This window comes from Streptomyces sp. NPDC101227 (assembly GCF_044767545.1).
GTDB lineage: Bacteria > Actinomycetota > Actinomycetes > Streptomycetales > Streptomycetaceae > Streptomyces.
Window position 1 is genome coordinate 362963 of record NZ_JBIWOD010000005.1, and the last position, 16866, is coordinate 379828.

Here is a 16866-nt window from a genome sequence, read left to right on the forward strand (position 1 = left end):
CCCCGGGCAGGCGGGGGATCCCGTTCGGCGCACGGATTCACCCTTGGCGACCATGAGCGCCGTGCAGAAGATCGATGACGTCCCCGTCCTGATGTGCGCCCCCGAGGGCGAGGCGATCGGCAGCGCACGCGACGTCATGGATTTCCTCGGCGCTGCGATGTGCCAGGGGGGCCAGTGGGCCGTCATCCCCGCCGGGCGCTTCGACGAGGCGTTCTTCCGGCTGCGCACCCTTCCCCGAGCTCTCGGCGTCGCTCGAGCAGGGGAGGCCCCATCCGCCGGCGAGATCATCCAGAAGTTCGTCAACCACCGCGTCGGCATCGCCGTCCTCGGCGATATCTCCCGTTACACGGAGGACAGTTCGGTGCTGCGGGACTTCGTCCGCGAGTGCAACCGCGGCCGTCAGACGTGGTTCCTTGCCGACGTCGAGGAGCTGCGGGAGCGGCTGAGGGGGTAGTGGTCACCGTCCGGTGGGACGGGCCGAGGGCGGGGGGGAGTTGCCGGCCGCCGGGGGTCTGCAGCCCCCCGGCAGGGTGAGCCGTCGGTCAGCTCAGCCGGGCTTCGGCGTAGACGACCATCGCATCGCGCTGGTAGACGGCCAGCCCGTCGGCGATCTTGTCGAAGTTCGCGCGCATCTGCGGGTCATCGACGTAGGTCTGGCCCAGTCCCTTGTACGCGGCCGCGTTCGGGGTCCAGAAGCGGCAGATGCCCTGGTAGTGGGCGTCCAGCTCGGACTGCACCGCGGGATCGGCAACCGGGGTACCGGCCACCATGAACTCCGCCAGGCGGATCATCTGCGCCGTCACCTCACGCTGCCACCGCTCCGTGTCCTCGGCGGTCATCGTGTCGAGGACCTCCTGGGTCTGCTCCCACGCCTGCGGCCACCGCTCCTGCACCTCGGCGTCGGCCTCGGAGGCGCGCTCGAAGCCGTCGAACAGGTTCTCCGGCCTGTTGATCTTTGTCATGCCGTTGTTCTCCTTGGATTCCGTCAGTTCGGCGATGGTGCGGTCGACCGTGCGGGCGAGCGTGTCCAGCCGGTCCCGTTCCGCCAGCAACCGTTGGTGGTGCTCACGGAGCACGGCCAGCTGATCGACCTGGCTGTCCAGGACGGCCCGGATCTCGCGCAGTCCCACGCCCAGCTCGCGCATCAGCAGGATCTGCTGCAGCCGCAGCAGATCGGCCTCCTCGTAGTAGCGGTGCCCGTTGCTCCCGATCCACGCCGGGGGCAGCAGGCCGATCTCGTCGTAGTGCCGCAGCGTCCGGGACGTCACCCGGGACATCCGGGCCACATCCGCGATCGACCAGGCCATTGCCGTGCCTCCCACCGCCGGGCCGGTCTCTCCGGCCACACGGATGACAGTAGGAGTTGACGTAGCGGAAACCGCAAGCCGGAATGACGGTCGAGCGGGAGCGAGGACGCCGACGCCCCCGGGGCGAGCGCGCTGGCCGTCCCCCGATGACCTGAGGGCCGGTGACATTGCGAGCGGCTCTGGCTTGTTGGGGCCCGGCATGCCACCCTGCCCGCGCCCGCAGGTTCCCCCGCGCGGAGCGGGGCCGGAGGCCTGCGACGGGCATTCGTTCGGTCGGCGACGCCGTCCTGGAGAGGGGCGAGGGCATTGGGCGAGCTCAGTGGTGGAGACCGGCAGACCGCATCGGAGGTCGCGGTAAACGTGGAGAGGTCCTTCCGGGAGGGGCACGCCGCTCGCGGCCGGAGCGCTATCCATCGCGCGACGGCAGCGTGCCGCCACGCGGGCATCGGGGAGGAGGACGCCCGGTCAGTGCCGGGAAGCCCCTTCGCGAAGGCGGCCAATGCCGTGCGGGTGTCCGCCAAGGCGCTCGCGCAGCTTGCCGAGGGTTCCCCCGACCCCGCCGCCGACGCCCGCGGTGCAAGAAATGCCGCCGCTGCGGCGGCGATCGCCGCCGAGGTGGCCCGGTCCCACGACGGCGACGGCGCGCTCGCCGAGGCCGCCCATCGCGCCGCGGTGGCGGCTTCCCTCGCTGCCGGAGCGGCGGCGGGGCGGGAGGGCATGGGCAGGGATACGGCGTTGAACGCCGAGGCGGACGCCGCGGAGGCGGCGGCCGTCTCGGCGGCGACGCGGGCGGGGTGGGTGTAGGGGGCTGCGCCGGGCCCGGCGCAGCGGAGCCACGCGCGGTGCCGGGCCGGCGCGGGCGGCGCAACGCCACCACGCCGGCCCCCTACGGCCTACGCCGGAAACAGCCCCAAGACGCTGTCGAGCGACCAGCTCTGCCAGGACACGGCCATCAGCCCCGTGGCGGAGATCAGCGCCATCATCAGGTTCTGCCCCTGCTCTCCCCAGTCGTGGATCATCAGCACGAGATAGAGCAGGTTGAGTACGAGCCCGCAGACCAGCGCGATGGGCGTCAGCAGCCCGACGATCAGGCCCAGGCCGAGGGCCAGTTCCGCATAGGCGACGACGTACGCCATCAGTCGCGGCCGGGGCTTCACGACGCGGTCGAAACCCGTCCGCACCACGGACCAGCGATGCTTCGCCGCGACGCCCGCCGCCCAGGCGATGCCGCCGCCGGCGAACCAGTCCTTCTTGTCCTTGTGGCGCCAGCTCTCCAGCCACCAGAGCCCAAGGCCGATACGGAGGACCGCGAGCCATTCGGCTCCGCCGAGCCAGATCGTGTGCATGCTGTTCCCCTCGCCGCAGTGATGAACTGACGGGACGTCAGTTGAGCGGAACTCCCCGGATCTGGCAAGGGGTGCGGTTTCCTCGCGCTTCTTGTGGTCACGAGGGTCGGCCCATAACCTGAAAACTGATGGACCGTCAGATAGGGCCCAGCCGAGTCGGCGGGCAGTTGGGGGTACAGCGTGATCAGCAACGGCAGTGGCGTGACGGAGCTCCCCAGGATCATCAGCGTGGATGACCACGTGATCGAGCCCGCGCACCTCTTCGAGACCTGGCTTCCGAAGAAGTACCAGGACAGGGGGCCGAAGCCGTTCACGGCCGGCATCGGGGAGCTGCAGTACGTCGGCGGGAAGTACCGGTTCACCACCGACCCGGAAGGCCAGATCACCGACTGGTGGGAGTACGAGGGCCTGCTCTTCCCGTACAAGCGCATCATCGCGGCCGTCGGCTTCTCCCGCGACGAGATGACCCTGGACGGCATCACCCGCGACCAGATGCGCCGCGGCTGCTGGGATCCCAAGGCGCGGCTCGAGGACATGGACGTCAACCACGTGGAGGCGTCCCTCTGCTTCCCGACGTTTCCGCGGTTTTGCGGTCAGACCTTCGCGGAGGCCGAGGACAAGGAGGTCGGGCTGGCCTGCGTCCGCGCCTACAACGACTGGATGGTCGAGGAGTGGTGCGGGGACAGCGGCGGCCGGCTCATCCCGCTGTGCCTCATCCCGCTGTGGGACATCGACCTCGCGGTCGCCGAGATCAGGCGCAATGCGGCGCGGGGCGTCCGGGCGGTGACGTTCAGCGAGATCCCGACGTACCTGGGGCTGCCGTCGATCCACTCCGGCTACTGGGACCCGTTCTTCGCGGCGTGCGAGGACACCGGCACCGTGGTGAACATGCACATCGGCTCGTCGTCCCAGATGCCGGCGGCCTCACCGGACGCGCCGCCCGCCGTGCAGGCGTCCCTGAGCTTCAACAACGCCATGGCCTCGATGATGGACTTCCTCTTCAGCGGCGTGCTCGTGAAGTTCCCCCGGCTGAAGCTGGCGTACAGCGAGGGGCAGATGGGATGGATCCCGTACGCCCTGGAGCGGGCGGATGACGTATGGGAGGAGCACCGGGCCTGGGGCGGCGTGAAGGACCTCGTGCCCGAACCGCCGTCGACGTACTACTACCGCCAGATCTTCTGCTGCTTCTTCCGCGACCGGCACGGCGTCGAGTCGATCGAGACGGTAGGGGTGAACAACGCGACGTTCGAGACCGACTACCCGCACGTCGACTCGACCTGGCCGCACACGAAGGAGGTCGCGACGGAGCACGTCGGGGGCCTTTCCGACGAGGTGACGTACAAGCTGATGCGCGGGAACGCCATTCGCATGCTGGACCTGCCGTTCGACCGGGACCGGACGGCGGGCATCGGCTGAGCCGGGGGCGGAGCGGCGGGGTGCCGCCGGGTGCGGTGGGCGCCCGGGAGCGGCTGCCGGCCGCCCACGGCGACCGCCCGGAGGCCCGCGTCAGTTCGAAGCTGCCGAGTAGCTCCACCGGAGGCGCGCCAGCTCCCGCGCCCGTGCCTCCACGACCGCCATGCGCGCCTCGCGCTCCGCGGCTTCGGTGTGTGACGCCTGAGCGGTCGCCTGCCCGGGCCACTTCCGGTAAAGGAGCCCGACCTCGGGCGAGAAGTGGCCGCGGCTCGTCGCGTTCAGCGCCAGCAGCAGCCCCGTGTCCTCCGACGCCGGCAGGGCCATCCAGCCGCCGAGGGCAAGAAGCAGATCGCGGCGGACGAAGAGGGTCGCGGGGTGCACCTGGGCGCGGAAACCGTTCGCCTTCCAGAAGTCGAGCACGGTCCCGCGCTCGATCGGCCCCGGCTCGGGGTCCCCGGGGAAGCCGGCCGTGGAACCGTCCGGCAGCAGATCGAGGACCCGCGACGTCGTCCAGCCGAGGCTCCGGTCGGCCTCGAGCGCGGCCAGATCGCGGGCCAGCGCGCCGGGCGGCAGCTGATCGTCGGCGTCGAGGACCTTGACGTATTCGCCGTCCGCCTGGGACAGGGCGATGGTGCGGGCGACGCCGGGCCCGCCCGGGCGCCCCTGACGGAAGGTCACGCGCTCATCCTCCGGGACGTGCGGGGCAACCTGATCGCTCTTCCCGTCCTCCTGGATGACCCAGTGCCATTCCCACCCCTCGGGCAGGTCCTGCCGGCACAACGACGTGTACGCGTCCGGCAGGAAGCGGGCCGAAGGCGCATGAACGGCAGTGACGATGATGATGCGCCGACGCACGGCGTCACCACTTTTCCAGGGGAGGGTGAACAGCAATTCCGAACTCGGCCGCGAGGCCCTTCTCCGACGGCACGCGCCGATCAGGCCTCGGGGGCGGGCTCGCCGGCCAGGCGGCACCAGCTTACGAACAGCGGGCGAAGGCGGCGTCGCCCATCCGGGTGCGGGTGGTCTCCGGTGGTCGGCCCGACCGGGCGCGGGCGTCTCCGGTCGCGCGCGTCGGTGCGGTGACGTAACGGTGCCGGGCCGAGCCTCCGAGGCCCGGCCCGGCACATGCGTTGAGCGCGACCCCCGCGTCATGCCCCCGCGTCATGCCTCCGCGACGGCCTCCAGCGGGCTCAGGGCGGCTGCCCGGCGGGCCGGGACGGTCGCCGCGATCGCGCCGATCGCGAGGGAGGCCAGGCACACGAGGAGCAGCGTCCCCCAGGGCAGCGCCAGGGAGTACTGCTCCATCGCGCCGTTGGCCAGTGAGCCGACCGCCCAGGCGCCGAACAGCCCGCCCGCCAGGCCGAGGAGGGTGCCGAACGCGGCGACGGTCACCGACTCCAGACGGATCATCCGGCGGATGCCGGCGCGGTCCATGCCGAGGGCGCGCAGCGCGCCGATCTCGCGGGTGCGTTCGGCGACGGACATGGCCAGGGTGTTCACGATGCCGAGCGCGCCGATCACGGTGCCGATGGCGAGCATCCCGTACATCACGTTCAGCAGGTCGGCCATGGTGCCGGCGGCCTCGTCGACGAGTGCCTCGCGGTCCTGCACCTTCAGCAGCGGGCTGTTGCCCACGGCGGTGCGCAGGCGCTCCTCGGTGCTCTTCGAGACCGTGCCGCCGTCGGTGCGGACCAGGATCCGCTGGACGGAGCCGGGAACGAAGCTGTTCTTCGCGACCTCGCTGCGGGCGCCGAGCGCGTCGTGGGCGATGGGGTTGTCCTGGTAGACGCCCACGACGGTGTACTTCTTGAACTCCTGGCCGCGGCCGAGGCGGGCGTTGAGCCGGCCGCCCGTGGTCACGCCGTTTTCCCGGGCGAGGGTGCGGGAGACGGCGATCCGGCCCGGCCCGAGATCCTTGACGGAGCCGCTGACGAAGTCGAGCTTCATGACGTCGTTCACGGTGTCGGGGTCGACGCCGGAGATGTCCTCGGTGCCGCCGCCGGTGAACAGGGTGGAGTCCGTGACGGCGCTCGCGGTCCGCACCCCGGAGGTGCCGGCCACCCGTCGTACGGCGGCCGGGTCGACGCCGGTCGTGGGCGTGCGGGAGCCGATCACGTAGTCGGCGCCGAGGCCGGCCGCGGCCTGGCGGTCGAGGGCCTGTCCGGTGGAGTTTCCGATGACGGCGAGGCCGGCGACCAGTGCGGTGCTGATCAGCAGGGTGGCGGCGGTGGCCGCGGTGCGCCGCGGGTCACGCAGCGCGTTCTCCCGGGCGAGCCGGCCGGTGATCCCGAAGCGGCCGCTCAGCCGTCCGGTCAGCCGGATCACCGGGACGGCGAGCAGCGGCGCAAGGACGATCAGGGCGGCGACGAAGAGACCGCAGCCGAGCATCGCGCTCCGCAGGTTCTGCTCCGAGGCGTCCTTCGCCCCCGAGAGCGAGATCAGCCAACCGGCGCCGAGGACCAGGAGGACAACGCCCGTCGCGGCGCGGATCCGGGACCGGGCGGCGGACGGCGGCTGTTCGGCCGTGCGCATCGCCTCGACGGGCGCGACCTTCGCCGCCCTGCGGGACGGCAGCCACGCGGCGAGCACGGTGACGCCGACACCCACGCCGAGCGCGGCCACGACGGAGCGCGGGCCGATCACCAGGGGGCCGTGCGGCAGTGTGTTTTCGCCGGTGCTCAGGACGTCGGGCAGCACCGAGGCGATGCCGAGGCCGAGCAGAAAACCGGCCGCCGAGGCGACGAGGCCGACCAGGAGGGCTTCCAGGAGGACGGAGCGTGCCACCTGGCGGCGCGAGGCGCCGATCGCCCGCAGCAGCGCGATCTCACGGGTGCGCCGCGCCACGAGCATGGTGAAGGTGTTGGCGATGAGGAACGAGCCGATGAACAGCGAGACCCCGGCGAAGACCATCGGTATCTTCTCGTAGCCCCGCGTCAGGGTGTCGACGAGGATGGCCTGCTGATCGGCCTGGGCGGCGCCGGTGGTGGCCTCGGCCCGGTCGGCCGGGAGCACGTCGGTGACCCGGCGGGAAAGCTCGAACTGGTCGGTGCCGGGCGCGGCGGACAGATCGATACCGGTGTAGTGGCCCGGGGACGCGAACAGCTTCTGGGCGGTGGCCTTGTCGAACAGGGCGAGGGTGCCGCCGGCGGTCACCCGGGTGTCCTTGGTGGTGACGATGCCGACGAGCCGCTCGGTCATGACGGGGCCGTCGGTGGCCAGCGTGATGGCGTCGCCGATACGGAAGCCGCCGGCGGCGGCGGTGCCGCTGTCCACGGCGACTTCACCGCTGTGCGCCGGGGCGCGGCCCTCGGCCAGCGGGTAGCGGCTGTCCTTGCCGTCCTTGCCCGGTACGTAGCCGGCGGCCGGGTTCGCCCCCGGCCTGACCCGCAGCGGGGTGCCGTCCGCCGCGTTCAGGGCGGCCGAGCCGTCGGCCGACGGGCGCACGGCGGCGACGCCGGGTACGCCGGCCAGTTTTCGCGCGAGCGCGTCGTCGAGGACGCCGGCCGGCCGGTTCGCGGCGGCTCCCGGCGGGGGCTCCTTCGCGGTCACGGAGACCGCGATGTCGGCGAAGCTCTTCGACGCGGCGGCGCGGTGGGCCTCGGCGGTGGAGTCCGCGAAGACAAGGGTGCCGCTGACGAACGCGACGCCCAGGCAGACCGCGAGGACGGTCATGATCTGACGGGCCTTGTGCGCCAGGATGTTGCGCAGGGCTGTTCTCAGCATGGGTAGCTTTCGGGGACGTGGGCTCGACGGATGCGAGCGGGTGGCGGGTTCGGTCCTGGGGCGGGGCGGGTCAGCTGGTGCGCGAGCGGGCGTCGGCGGCGGGGGCCTGGGGGGCCTGGGGGCTCGCCCCGGAAGGCCCACCGGAACGCTCCCCGGAAGAACGCCGCATCAGGTCCAGGACCCGGTCCGGGGTGGGGTGCGCCATCTCGTCGACCAGGCGGCCGTCGGAGAGGAAGACCACGCGGTCGGCGAAGCCGGCGGCGACCGGGTCGTGGGTGACCATGACCACGGTCTGGCCGAGTTCGCGCACCGAGTCGCGGAGGAAGCCGAGGATCTCGGCCCCGGTGCGGGAGTCGAGGTTGCCGGTGGGCTCGTCGCCGAAGATGATCGCGGGCCGGGAGGCCAGGGCGCGGGCGACCGCGACGCGCTGCTGCTGCCCGCCGGAGAGCTGTGCGGGCCGGTGGTCGAGGCGCTGGGAGAGGCCGACCATGGAGATCACGCGGTCCAGCCACTGCCGGTCGGGCCGGCGTCCGGCGATGGTCATCGGCAGTGTGATGTTCTCCAGCGCGGTCAGCGTCGGCAGCAGGTTGAACGCCTGGAAGATGAACCCGATCCGGTCGCGGCGCAGCTGGGTGAGCTGCCGGTCGTTGAGCGTGCTCAGTTCGGTGGTGCCGACGCGTACGGAGCCGGAGCCGGGCGAGTCGAGCCCGGCGACGCAGTGCATCAGGGTGGACTTGCCGCAGCCGGAGGGCCCCATGATCGCGGTGAACTCGCCCTCCCGGAAGTCGATGCTGACCCGGTCCAGGGCTACGACCTGGGTGTCGCCGCTGCCGTAGGTCTTCGTCAGGTCGGTGGCGGCGGCAGCGATCCCGGGCGTGGTGTGCGGCGCGTACGGGGCAAGGGAGTTGGCGGTCACGGGGGACTCCTCTCGGGTGCGGAAGGGTGCATTCCGAAGGGTGTCCGGGGAACGTATCGGGGCCTGGGCCGCTGTGTATCGGCGGCCGCGCCGCTTCGTAGCAGTTCTGTAGGGGCCGCGTTCCGGCCGGTCAGTCCGGCAGGCGCAGGGTGGCGACGGCGCCGCCGTCCGGGGCGTTGGCCAGGCGCAGCTCGGCGCCGAGAAGCCGGGCCTGGCCCAGCGCGATGGTCAGGCCCAGGCCGTGGCCCGAGCCGCGCTCCGTCGCGCCCGTGTGGAACCGGCGCGGGCCGTGGAGCAGCAGGTCCGCCGGGTAGCCGGGGCCGTGGTCGCGCACGACGACCGTACGGCCCTCGACGGCGACGTGCACCGGGGCCTGCCCGTGCCGGTGGGCGTTGACGACGAGATTGCTGACGATCCGCTCCAGGCGGCGCGGGTCGGTCTCCACGCTCCGATCGGCTTCCGTCTCGGCAGCCGTGACCTCGGTGTCGAGCCCGGTACGCGCCACGGCCTCGGAGACGACGGCGCCGAGCGGCACCCGGGCACGGACCGGCTGTTCGGCGCCCGCGTCCAGCCGGGAGATCTCCAGCAGATCCTCGACCAGACCGCGCAGATCGCGCACCCGGGCACGGAGCAGATCCTCCGTCTCACCGGACGGCAGCAGGTCGGCGGCGGCCAGCAGACCGCCGACGGGCGTGCGCAGCTCGTGGGCCACGTCCGCGGTGAACCGGCGCTCGGTGCGCAGGCGTTGGCCGAGGCTGTCGGCCATGAGGTCGACGGTGGCGGCGATGTCGGTCACCTCGTCGTGGCCCTTGGTGGGCCCGGTCCGGGCGTCGAGGTCGCCGGCGGAGATCCGGCCCGCGGTCTCGGAGACCCGCCGCAGCCGGCGGCCGAGCAGCCCGGCACCGTAGGCCGCCAGGGGCACGGCCGCCCCGAGCGCCACCAGCGAGGCCACCGCCATACTCACGTCGAGCCGGCGCAGACCGTAGAGCTCCGGGCTCATATTGACCCGGATGGCCAGCACTCGGCTGCCCGGGCCGCCGGTCCGCTGGGCCGCCCAGACACTCGGCCCCAGATTTCCCTCGACGCGCCCGTCGTCGGCCGCATGCCGGTTGCTGTCGGGCGGGTGCCGCAGCGCGGCGGGCAGCTCGGCCGGATCGAGCGCGGCGCCATCCGTCAGCGTTCCGGTGCGCCGGTAGACGTCCATCGCGGAGTAGAGGGTGTTGAGGGCCTGCGCCTGGGCCCGGTCGCGGATGTCCTGCGCGGTCCACAGGTGCACCAGCACCCCCACCGCCGCCGCGACCAGGCAGGCGGTGGCCGCGGCCAGTGCGGCGATCTTCCAGCGCAGGGACGCGCGGGCCGGCCGCAGCCGGTGAAGCGGGCGCACCGGCGTCAGCGCCTGAGCTTGTAGCCGAAGCCGCGGACCGTCTCGATCCGGTCCCGGCCCAGCTTCCTGCGCAGCCGCTGCACACACAGGTCCACGACCCGGCTGTCGCCGTCCCAGCCGTACTCCCAGACGTCGCGCAGCAGGGTGTGCCGCTCCAGTACGACACCCGGGTGGGCGGCGAACTCCAGCAGCAGCTTCAGCTCGGTCGGGGTCAGCGCCACCGGGCTTCCCGAGACGAACACCTCCAGGCCGCCGGTGTCGATGGTCAGGTCCCCGAAGGCCAGCACCTCCCCCGCGGACGGCGGCCCCTCGTCCGCGGCGCGCTCGGGTCCCGGGGCGGGCGCGTAGGTCGCCCGCCGCAGCAGCGAACGGATGCGTGCCACGAGTACGTAGGTGTCCACGGGCTTGACCACGTAGTCGTCCGCCCCGGCCTCCAGACCGGCGACGACATCGAGCCCGTCCCCACGGGCGGACATCATCAGGACGGGCACCAGGCTGGTCTCCCGGACCCTGCGGCACAGTCCGATCCCGTCCAGACCGGGCAGCATCACATCCAGGATCAGCAGGTCGAAGTCCTCGTCCCGGAAGAGTTCGAGCCCCGTAAGACCGTCGGCCGCGGCCGTCATCTCGTAGCCGTAGCGCTCCAGAGCGACGCTGAAGGACCGGCGCATCAGCTCGTCGTCCTCCACCAGCAACACGCGAACGGGCCGCGAAGAGGCCCCAGCCGGGGCGGACGAGGACACGGGCGGACGACTCCTGTTCGGACGATCCGGGCGAGATGCCAGTCGGTCCCGGCACTCACACTCGCACCGGCGACCCGAAACGAACGATACGACAGACACCGCGCGCGGCGACCGCGTCGCCCGAGGGACACGCGGCACCCGCCCAGGAACCCTCTCCCGTCACGAACATGCAGGTCAGCCCGGGCCTCACGGCTCGGAAGGGCGCCGGCCCCATGACACCGCGGCTCCCCGCAAACCCTCTCCCCTGTGGCCCGGCGCCCCGATCCGATGGACAGCCAAGCGCTCCCTGATACGCACCGGATACAAATCCCCGCGCAAGGCAGCAGGCCGGTCCGTATCTCGGCAGGGAAAGAGGCGCCCCGACGGGTGGTGCGGTGACGTTACGTCAGATCTGTGGGCGTTCAAGCCCGTCCGCGCCCGGCCTCGGCCGAGCGGCGAGCCCGCCCGCCCGTTCCCGGGAGAATCCCAACCAAGATCCCCTCCCGGGTCCCTCTATGGCGATCACCGGAGACACAGCAAGGGCCTGATCCTCAGTGAGGATCAGGCCCTTGACCTGTTGTTTCTTCAGTCGGGGTGGCGGGATTTGAACCCACGACCTCTTCGTCCCGAACGAAGCGCGCTGCCAAGCTGCGCTACACCCCGAAGCAACGAGCTCTACTTTAGCGGACTGATCCCCGTAGGCGAAATCCGGTTCCTGTTGAGCCGGGGAGCGGGTCTGACCTGGTCGATCGCGAGGGCGATCGGGGGGAGGAGGCAGGCGCTCGCGGCGATGGTGAGGGTGGTGGAGAGGGGGCGGGGGTGAGAGCCGATGAGGGTGGTGAGGGAGAGGTGGAGGAGGGGGTAGGCGGGCCACTGCCAGGCGTAGGGCAGGCGGAAGCCGCGGGGCGCCGTCAGGAGGAGCCAGTCAATGAGGGCGCCGAGGGGGGTGGCGGTGGTGAGGAGGGGGTTGGTGGTGTCGGTGGGTGGGGTGAGGTGGTGGGTGAGGGCGGCCAGGGAGAGGAAGACGACGAGGGCGCCGGTGAGGCGGGGGGACACGGGGCGGCGGCCGGTCCAGGCGCGGTGGGCGCAGAGGGCGAAGCCGAGGGCCGCGGCGAGGCCGGCCTGGACGGTGAAGTCGGCGAGGAGGCGCGGCGGGTAGGAGTACGAGGCGGCCGTGAGGGCGAGGCCGGTGAGGGCGGTCGCGGCGATCAGGGCGCGGACGGCGGCCGCGAGGGGGCGGCGGACGGTGGGGGCGACGGCCGCGGCCGGGGTCCGGGCGGCGGCGCCGGCCGGGCCGGCCGCGTGGCGCGTGGACTGCGAGGTCCGGGTGGGGTCGGACATTCCTCCACGTTAGGGGGCGGACCCCCGGGCGGGGGAGGGGCGGGGCCGCGCGGCGGCGCCCCTCCCGCCGCTCAGTCGCGCGCGGTGAGGGTGAGCAGCGTCGCCTCCGGGGGGCAGGCGAAGCGGACCGGGGTGTAGCGGTTGGTGCCGCAGCCTGCGGAGACGTGGAGGTAGGAGGTGCGGCCGCCGGCGGTGTGGGTGGACAGGCCCTTGACGCGGCCGGTGTCGATGTCGCAGTTGGTGACCAGGGCGCCGTAGAAGGGGATGCACAGCTGCCCGCCGTGCGTGTGGCCCGCCAGGATCAGCGGATAGCCGTCGGCGGCGAAGGCGTCCAGGCAGCGCAGGTAGGGGGCGTGGACGACGGCGAGCGAGAGGTCGGCGCCGGATTCCGGGCCGCCGGCCACCTCGGAGTAGCGGTCGCGCTTGATGTGCGGGTCGTCCAGGCCGGTCAGGGCGATCTCGAGGCCCTCCAGCTTGAGGCGGCCGCGGGAATTGGACAGGCCGACCCAGCCCACCGCGTCGAAGGCGTCGCGGAGGTCTTCCCAGGGGTTGTGGACGGCACCGACGACGGGCGCGTTGCCGTTGAGGCCGTGCCGGCCCTGGACCTTCTCGAGCAGGTAGCGGGCGGGGTTGCGCGGCTTGGGGCCGTAGTAGTCGTTCGAGCCGAAGACGTACGCGCCGGGGAACTCCATCAGCGGGCCCAGGGCGTCCAGCGTCTCCGGGACGCCCTCGGTGTCGGAGAGGTTGTCGCCCGTGTTGATGACGAAGTCGGGGCGCAGTCCGGCCAGCGACTGCAGCCAGCGCTGTTTCTTGCCCTGTCCGCCGACCATGTGGATGTCGGAGACCTGCAGGACGCGCAACGGCCGCATGCCGCGGGGCAGTACGGGGACGGTGACGCGTCGGAGGCGGAAGGAGCGGACTTCGAAGCCGGCGGCGTAGGCCAGGCCGGCCGCGCCGACTGCGGTCAGGGTCAGGGGTACTCCGTATCGCGCGCGCATGTACCCATCGTTGCAGAGGAGCGGCGGGATGGAGGAACGGGAGGTGGCCGGGGCGGGGCCCGCGGGGAAAAGGCGCGGCGGTAGTCGGTGGGTGGGGGCATACTCGACGGCATGACCACGCTCAAGTCCAAGCTGCAGGACGACCTCACCACCGCGATCAAGGGGCGCGACGAGCTGCGCTCCTCCACCCTCCGTCTCACGCTGACCGCGATCCAGAAGGAGGAGGTCGCGGGCACCGAGGCGCGCGAGCTGTCCGACGGCGAGGTCGAGAAGATCATCACGCGGGAGGCGAAGAAGCGCCGCGAGGCCGCGGAGGCGTTCGAGAAGGGCGGCCGGGCCGAATCGGCGGAGCGGGAGCGCGCCGAGGGTGAGGTGCTCGCGGACTATCTGCCCAAGCAGCTGAGCGACGACGAGCTGGAGCAGCTGGTCGCGGCGGCGGTGGCGGAGGCCAAGGGGGCCGGTGCCGAGGGGCCGCGGGCGATGGGCGCCGTCATGAAGATCGTCAACCCGCAGGTGGCGGGCCGGGCCGAGGGCGGCCGGGTGGCCGCGGTGGTGAAGAAGCTGCTGGCGGGCTGAGCCCGCGGGGCGGGGGCGGGCCGAGGCCGCGCCGCCCGCTCGACCGTATGAGTAAGGGGCGCCCTCCTTGGGAGGGCGCCCCTTCTCCATGTCGTCGGCGTGGCGGCCGGTCCGTTCTGCGGGCGGCCGCCGGGCGCCCAACGGGGGAGTTACCAGCCGCCGTTGCCGCCGCCCAGTACGTCCGGAAAGCCCGGAATGTGCCATCCGCCGCCCGGCTTGTTGTCGCCGCCGCCGTGCCCCCGGCCGGGCCGGGGCCTGCCCTTGCCCTTACCGCCGTCGCCCTTGCCCTTGTCCGGATCATTGATCGGGACGGTGGACAGGGCCGGTGCGGGGCGGTTCGCCAGGGCGCCGGTCATCGCGTCGCGCCAGATGGGGCCGGGGGTGTCGGCGCCGTAGACCTTGTCGTGGTAGACGCCGCCGATGTTGATTTTGTACATCTTGCGCTGGTGCTGCGGGTCGCCGACCCACACCGCGCCGGCCGCGTTCGGGGTGTACCCCACGAACCAGGCGGCGTAGCGGCTGTCGCTGGTGCCCGTCTTGCCGGCGCTGTCGCGGCCCTTGAGGCCCGCCTTCTGGCCCGTGCCGTCCTGGACGACGCCCTTGAGGAGCGTGTTGACCGTGTCCGCGGTCCTCTTGGACATCGCGCTGCGGCAGCTGCTCTGCGGCACGGCCATCGCCCTGCCCCGCGCGTCCTTGATCGACTCGATGGCGATGGGGGAGCAGTACTCGCCGCCGTTGGCGAACGCCGCGTAGCCGGCGGCCATCGTCAGTGGCGACATTTCTTGCACGCCCAGCGTCATCGACGGAACTTGCTGCAACGGCTTGCCGTCCGCCCGCTCGATGCCCATCTTCTGGGCCATCTTGACCGCGGGGCAGATACCCATGTCGCTGATCAGCTGCACGAAGTAGGTGTTGACCGACTTCGCGGTCGCCTCCTTCATGCCGTACGGGCCGACCTCCGACTTGTTCTCGTTCTGGGTGGCCTCCGAGCCCTGCCACTCGCCGTTGCACGTCTGCACCGGGCTCGGATACTGCATCCGGTACGGCGAGGAGTACTTCTGGTACGGGCTGGTGCCCTGCTCCAGTGCGGCCGCCGCGACCACCGGCTTGAAGGTCGAACCGGGCTGGTAGCCGGCGCCGCCGCCCATGTCGTGGTCCACGGAGAGGTTCATCTGGGTCTCGTGCGGCCCCAGGCCGTACGGGCGGGACTGGCCCATGCCGAGGATCTTGCCGCTGCCCGGCTCGACGATGGTTGCGGCGCTGGCGACCGGGTCGTCCTCGTTGACGTGATCGCTGACCGACTTCTGGATCGCCTGCTGGGTCTGCGGGTCGAGGGTGGTGCGAATCGTCATGCCGCCCTCGTCCCAGCGCTTGGAACGGGCTTTCCGGTTCTTTCCGAAAGTCTTGTCGTTGAGAAAGACCTTGCGGATGTAGTCACAGAAGAAGCCCGCGCCGTCCACGGCGGTGATGCAGCCGTTCTTGGGGCGGCTGACCTTCAGCTGGATCGGCTTCTGGGCGGCCGCGTGGGCCTGTGCCTGGGTGACGTCCTTCACATCGGCCATCCGCTGGAGGACGACATTGCGCCGCCGGGTCGCCTCCTGCGGGTCGTTCACCGGGTCGTAGCGGCTCGGCGACTGCACGATGCCGGCCAGCAGGGCCGCCTCCTCCAGCTTCAGGTCCTTGGCGGGTTTGCTGAAGTAGCGCTGCGAGGCGGCCTCGATGCCGTACGCCTGCTGCCCGAAGAAGGTGATGTTGAGGTAGTTCTGCAAGATCTTGCGCTTGCCGAGCTCCTTCTCCAGCTGGATCGCGTACTTGAGCTCCTTGACCTTGCGGCCGAGGGTCTGCTGCGTGGCCTGCGCGACCTTGTCGGGGTTGTCGCCCGCCTCCTCGATGAAGACGTTCTTCACATACTGCTGGGTCAGCGTCGAGGCGCCCTGGGCGACACCGCCCGACTGCGCGTTCTTGTTGAGCGCGCGCAGGATGCCCTTCAGGTCGACGGCGCCGTGCTGGTAGAAGCGGGCGTCCTCGATGGCGACGATCGCCTGCTGCATGTACGGCGAGATGTCCTTGAGGCCCACCACCGTGCGGTCGCGGGAGTAGACCTTTGCGATCTCGCCGCCCTTGGCGTCCAGGATGGTGGTCCGCTGGCTGAGCGGTGGCGTCTTCAGGTTGGCCGGTATGTCGTCGAAACCCTCGACCGAGCCCTTGGCCGCCAGGCCCAGGGCCCCGGCGGCGGGCAGCGCGATGCCGGCGAGCACAGCTCCGGCGAGGACGCTGACACCGAGGAACTTGGCGGCGGTCTGGGTTTTGGACAGACCTCCGCCATCGCGCTTCTTAGCCATGCGGACAACCCTACGTTCTGAATCGCCGGACAGGGGTGCACCTGTTCGCTTAGCCTGGTCTCACCTGTCACAGCGGGATGGTTACGCCTCGGTTCGTCAACCCCCTCTCTCTGTGCGGACCCTGCCCCTCTTGCCCCCTTCTGTCGCCAGAAATCCCGTGTGTCCACGGTGAAGTGTCCGGACTTGGACGGAAAGCGACGTATGCCGTCCGGTCACTCCGTTGGGTGATCTGCCGCGTACGCATAGTCCGTTCGGGCCATTCAAGATTGGGCCCGAAGGGGGTGTTGCGCCCTGCCTGCCTTCCGTAACGTCCTCAACTGGCAACGGTGAATATGCCGCTTGCCGCCGTGGGGGAGCCTCGATTCGGGAGAGGACGGCGCCAGCATGAGCTGGGTAACCGACTGGAGTGCACAGGCAGCCTGCCGCACTACCGATCCGGATGAATTGTTCGTACAAGGGGCGGCTCAGAACCGCGCCAAGGCGGTGTGCACCGGTTGTCCGGTGCGTACGGAGTGCCTGGCCGATGCCCTGGACAACCGGGTGGAGTTCGGCGTGTGGGGCGGTATGACGGAACGGGAGCGAAGGGCGCTGCTGCGCCGTCGGCCGACCGTGACGTCATGGCGCCGGCTGCTGGAGACAGCGCGTACGGAATACGAGCGCAGCACGGGCATCCTGCCCGTGGACTGCGAGGACGAGGCCTTCGACGAGTACGCCGCGGTCGGATAGCCGGAGTCGAAGTCGAAGCCGAAGTGGCCTCCGGGTCGCGAGGTGTACGGGTCGCGAGGTCAGCGGGCCGTG

The 16866-nt window shown here is 71.5% G+C and carries 15 protein-coding genes and 1 tRNA gene; 5 read left to right on the forward strand and 11 right to left on the reverse strand.

Annotated features, from left to right (window positions below):
• The first annotated feature begins 52 nt into the window (after positions 1-52).
• The gene (locus ACIRPT_RS14040; RefSeq protein ID WP_403826663.1) at positions 53-454 is read left to right on the forward strand and encodes a DUF4180 domain-containing protein; all 402 of its coding nucleotides are present in this window, start codon (positions 53-55) and stop codon (positions 452-454) included.
• A gap of 88 nt (positions 455-542) precedes the next feature.
• Here ACIRPT_RS14040 and ACIRPT_RS14045 read toward each other — a convergent pair whose 3' ends face one another.
• On the reverse strand, positions 543-1307 hold the full coding sequence (locus tag ACIRPT_RS14045) for a MerR family transcriptional regulator (protein WP_403827087.1): 765 nt from the start codon (positions 1305-1307) through the stop codon (positions 543-545).
• Positions 1308-1775: 468 nt separating this feature from the next.
• Between ACIRPT_RS14045 and ACIRPT_RS14050 the strand changes: the two genes are divergently transcribed.
• Entirely contained in the window at positions 1776-2111 is a 336-nt protein-coding gene (locus tag ACIRPT_RS14050; RefSeq protein WP_403826666.1) for a hypothetical protein, read from the forward strand.
• An 89-nt stretch (positions 2112-2200) separates the two neighbouring features.
• On the opposite strand, the gene ACIRPT_RS14055 is transcribed toward ACIRPT_RS14050, so the two are convergent.
• Positions 2201-2653: a DoxX family protein gene (locus ACIRPT_RS14055; protein ID WP_403826669.1), complete on the reverse strand. Its 453-nt coding sequence runs from the start codon at positions 2651-2653 to the stop codon at positions 2201-2203.
• Positions 2654-2833: 180 nt separating this feature from the next.
• Here ACIRPT_RS14055 and ACIRPT_RS14060 point away from each other — a divergent pair, with 180 nt between their 5' ends.
• Entirely contained in the window at positions 2834-4069 is a 1236-nt protein-coding gene (locus ACIRPT_RS14060) for an amidohydrolase family protein (RefSeq protein ID WP_403826672.1), read from the forward strand.
• 90 nt (positions 4070-4159) lie between these two features.
• Here the strand turns inward: ACIRPT_RS14060 and ACIRPT_RS14065 are convergent, their stop codons facing one another.
• The 8 genes from ACIRPT_RS14065 to ACIRPT_RS14100 all read right to left on the reverse strand — a co-directional run bounded on the left by ACIRPT_RS14065 (position 4160) and on the right by ACIRPT_RS14100 (position 13150).
• Positions 4160-4921: a glycosyltransferase family 2 protein gene (locus tag ACIRPT_RS14065; protein ID WP_403826675.1), complete on the reverse strand. Its 762-nt coding sequence runs from the start codon at positions 4919-4921 to the stop codon at positions 4160-4162.
• 306 nt (positions 4922-5227) lie between these two features.
• On the reverse strand, positions 5228-7789 hold the full coding sequence (locus ACIRPT_RS14070; protein ID WP_403826678.1) for an ABC transporter permease: 2562 nt from the start codon (positions 7787-7789) through the stop codon (positions 5228-5230).
• Between the two features lie 70 nt (positions 7790-7859).
• Positions 7860-8705, reverse strand: a complete 846-nt coding sequence (locus ACIRPT_RS14075) for an ABC transporter ATP-binding protein (protein ID WP_403826681.1) — start codon at positions 8703-8705, stop codon at positions 7860-7862.
• Between the two features lie 130 nt (positions 8706-8835).
• Positions 8836-10098 carry a sensor histidine kinase gene (locus ACIRPT_RS14080; RefSeq protein ID WP_403827089.1) on the reverse strand — a complete coding sequence of 421 codons (1263 nt, stop codon included), beginning with the start codon at positions 10096-10098 and terminating at the stop codon, positions 8836-8838.
• Complete coding sequence (gene cseB / locus ACIRPT_RS14085; RefSeq protein ID WP_403826684.1) at positions 10095-10787, reverse strand: two-component system response regulator CseB; 693 nt, start codon at positions 10785-10787, stop codon at positions 10095-10097. The genes ACIRPT_RS14080 and cseB overlap by 4 nt, the downstream gene beginning before the upstream one ends.
• 613 nt (positions 10788-11400) lie before the next feature.
• Positions 11401-11474, reverse strand: a tRNA-Pro gene (locus tag ACIRPT_RS14090).
• Between the two features lie 12 nt (positions 11475-11486).
• Complete coding sequence (locus ACIRPT_RS14095; RefSeq protein ID WP_403826687.1) at positions 11487-12152, reverse strand: integral membrane regulator; 666 nt, start codon at positions 12150-12152, stop codon at positions 11487-11489.
• 71 nt (positions 12153-12223) lie between these two features.
• The gene (locus ACIRPT_RS14100; protein ID WP_403826690.1) at positions 12224-13150 is read right to left on the reverse strand and encodes a metallophosphoesterase; all 927 of its coding nucleotides are present in this window, start codon (positions 13148-13150) and stop codon (positions 12224-12226) included.
• A gap of 111 nt (positions 13151-13261) precedes the next feature.
• Between ACIRPT_RS14100 and ACIRPT_RS14105 the strand changes: the two genes are divergently transcribed.
• Positions 13262-13726: a GatB/YqeY domain-containing protein gene (locus ACIRPT_RS14105; protein ID WP_403826692.1), complete on the forward strand. Its 465-nt coding sequence runs from the start codon at positions 13262-13264 to the stop codon at positions 13724-13726.
• 149 nt (positions 13727-13875) lie between these two features.
• Here ACIRPT_RS14105 and ACIRPT_RS14110 read toward each other — a convergent pair whose 3' ends face one another.
• Positions 13876-16068, reverse strand: a complete 2193-nt coding sequence (locus ACIRPT_RS14110; RefSeq protein WP_403826695.1) for a transglycosylase domain-containing protein — start codon at positions 16066-16068, stop codon at positions 13876-13878.
• Between the two features lie 384 nt (positions 16069-16452).
• Here ACIRPT_RS14110 and ACIRPT_RS14115 point away from each other — a divergent pair, with 384 nt between their 5' ends.
• Positions 16453-16794 (forward strand): WhiB family transcriptional regulator, encoded by a 342-nt coding sequence (locus tag ACIRPT_RS14115; protein ID WP_238574326.1) that lies wholly within the window; start codon positions 16453-16455, stop codon positions 16792-16794.
• Positions 16795-16866: the final 72 nt, after the last annotated feature.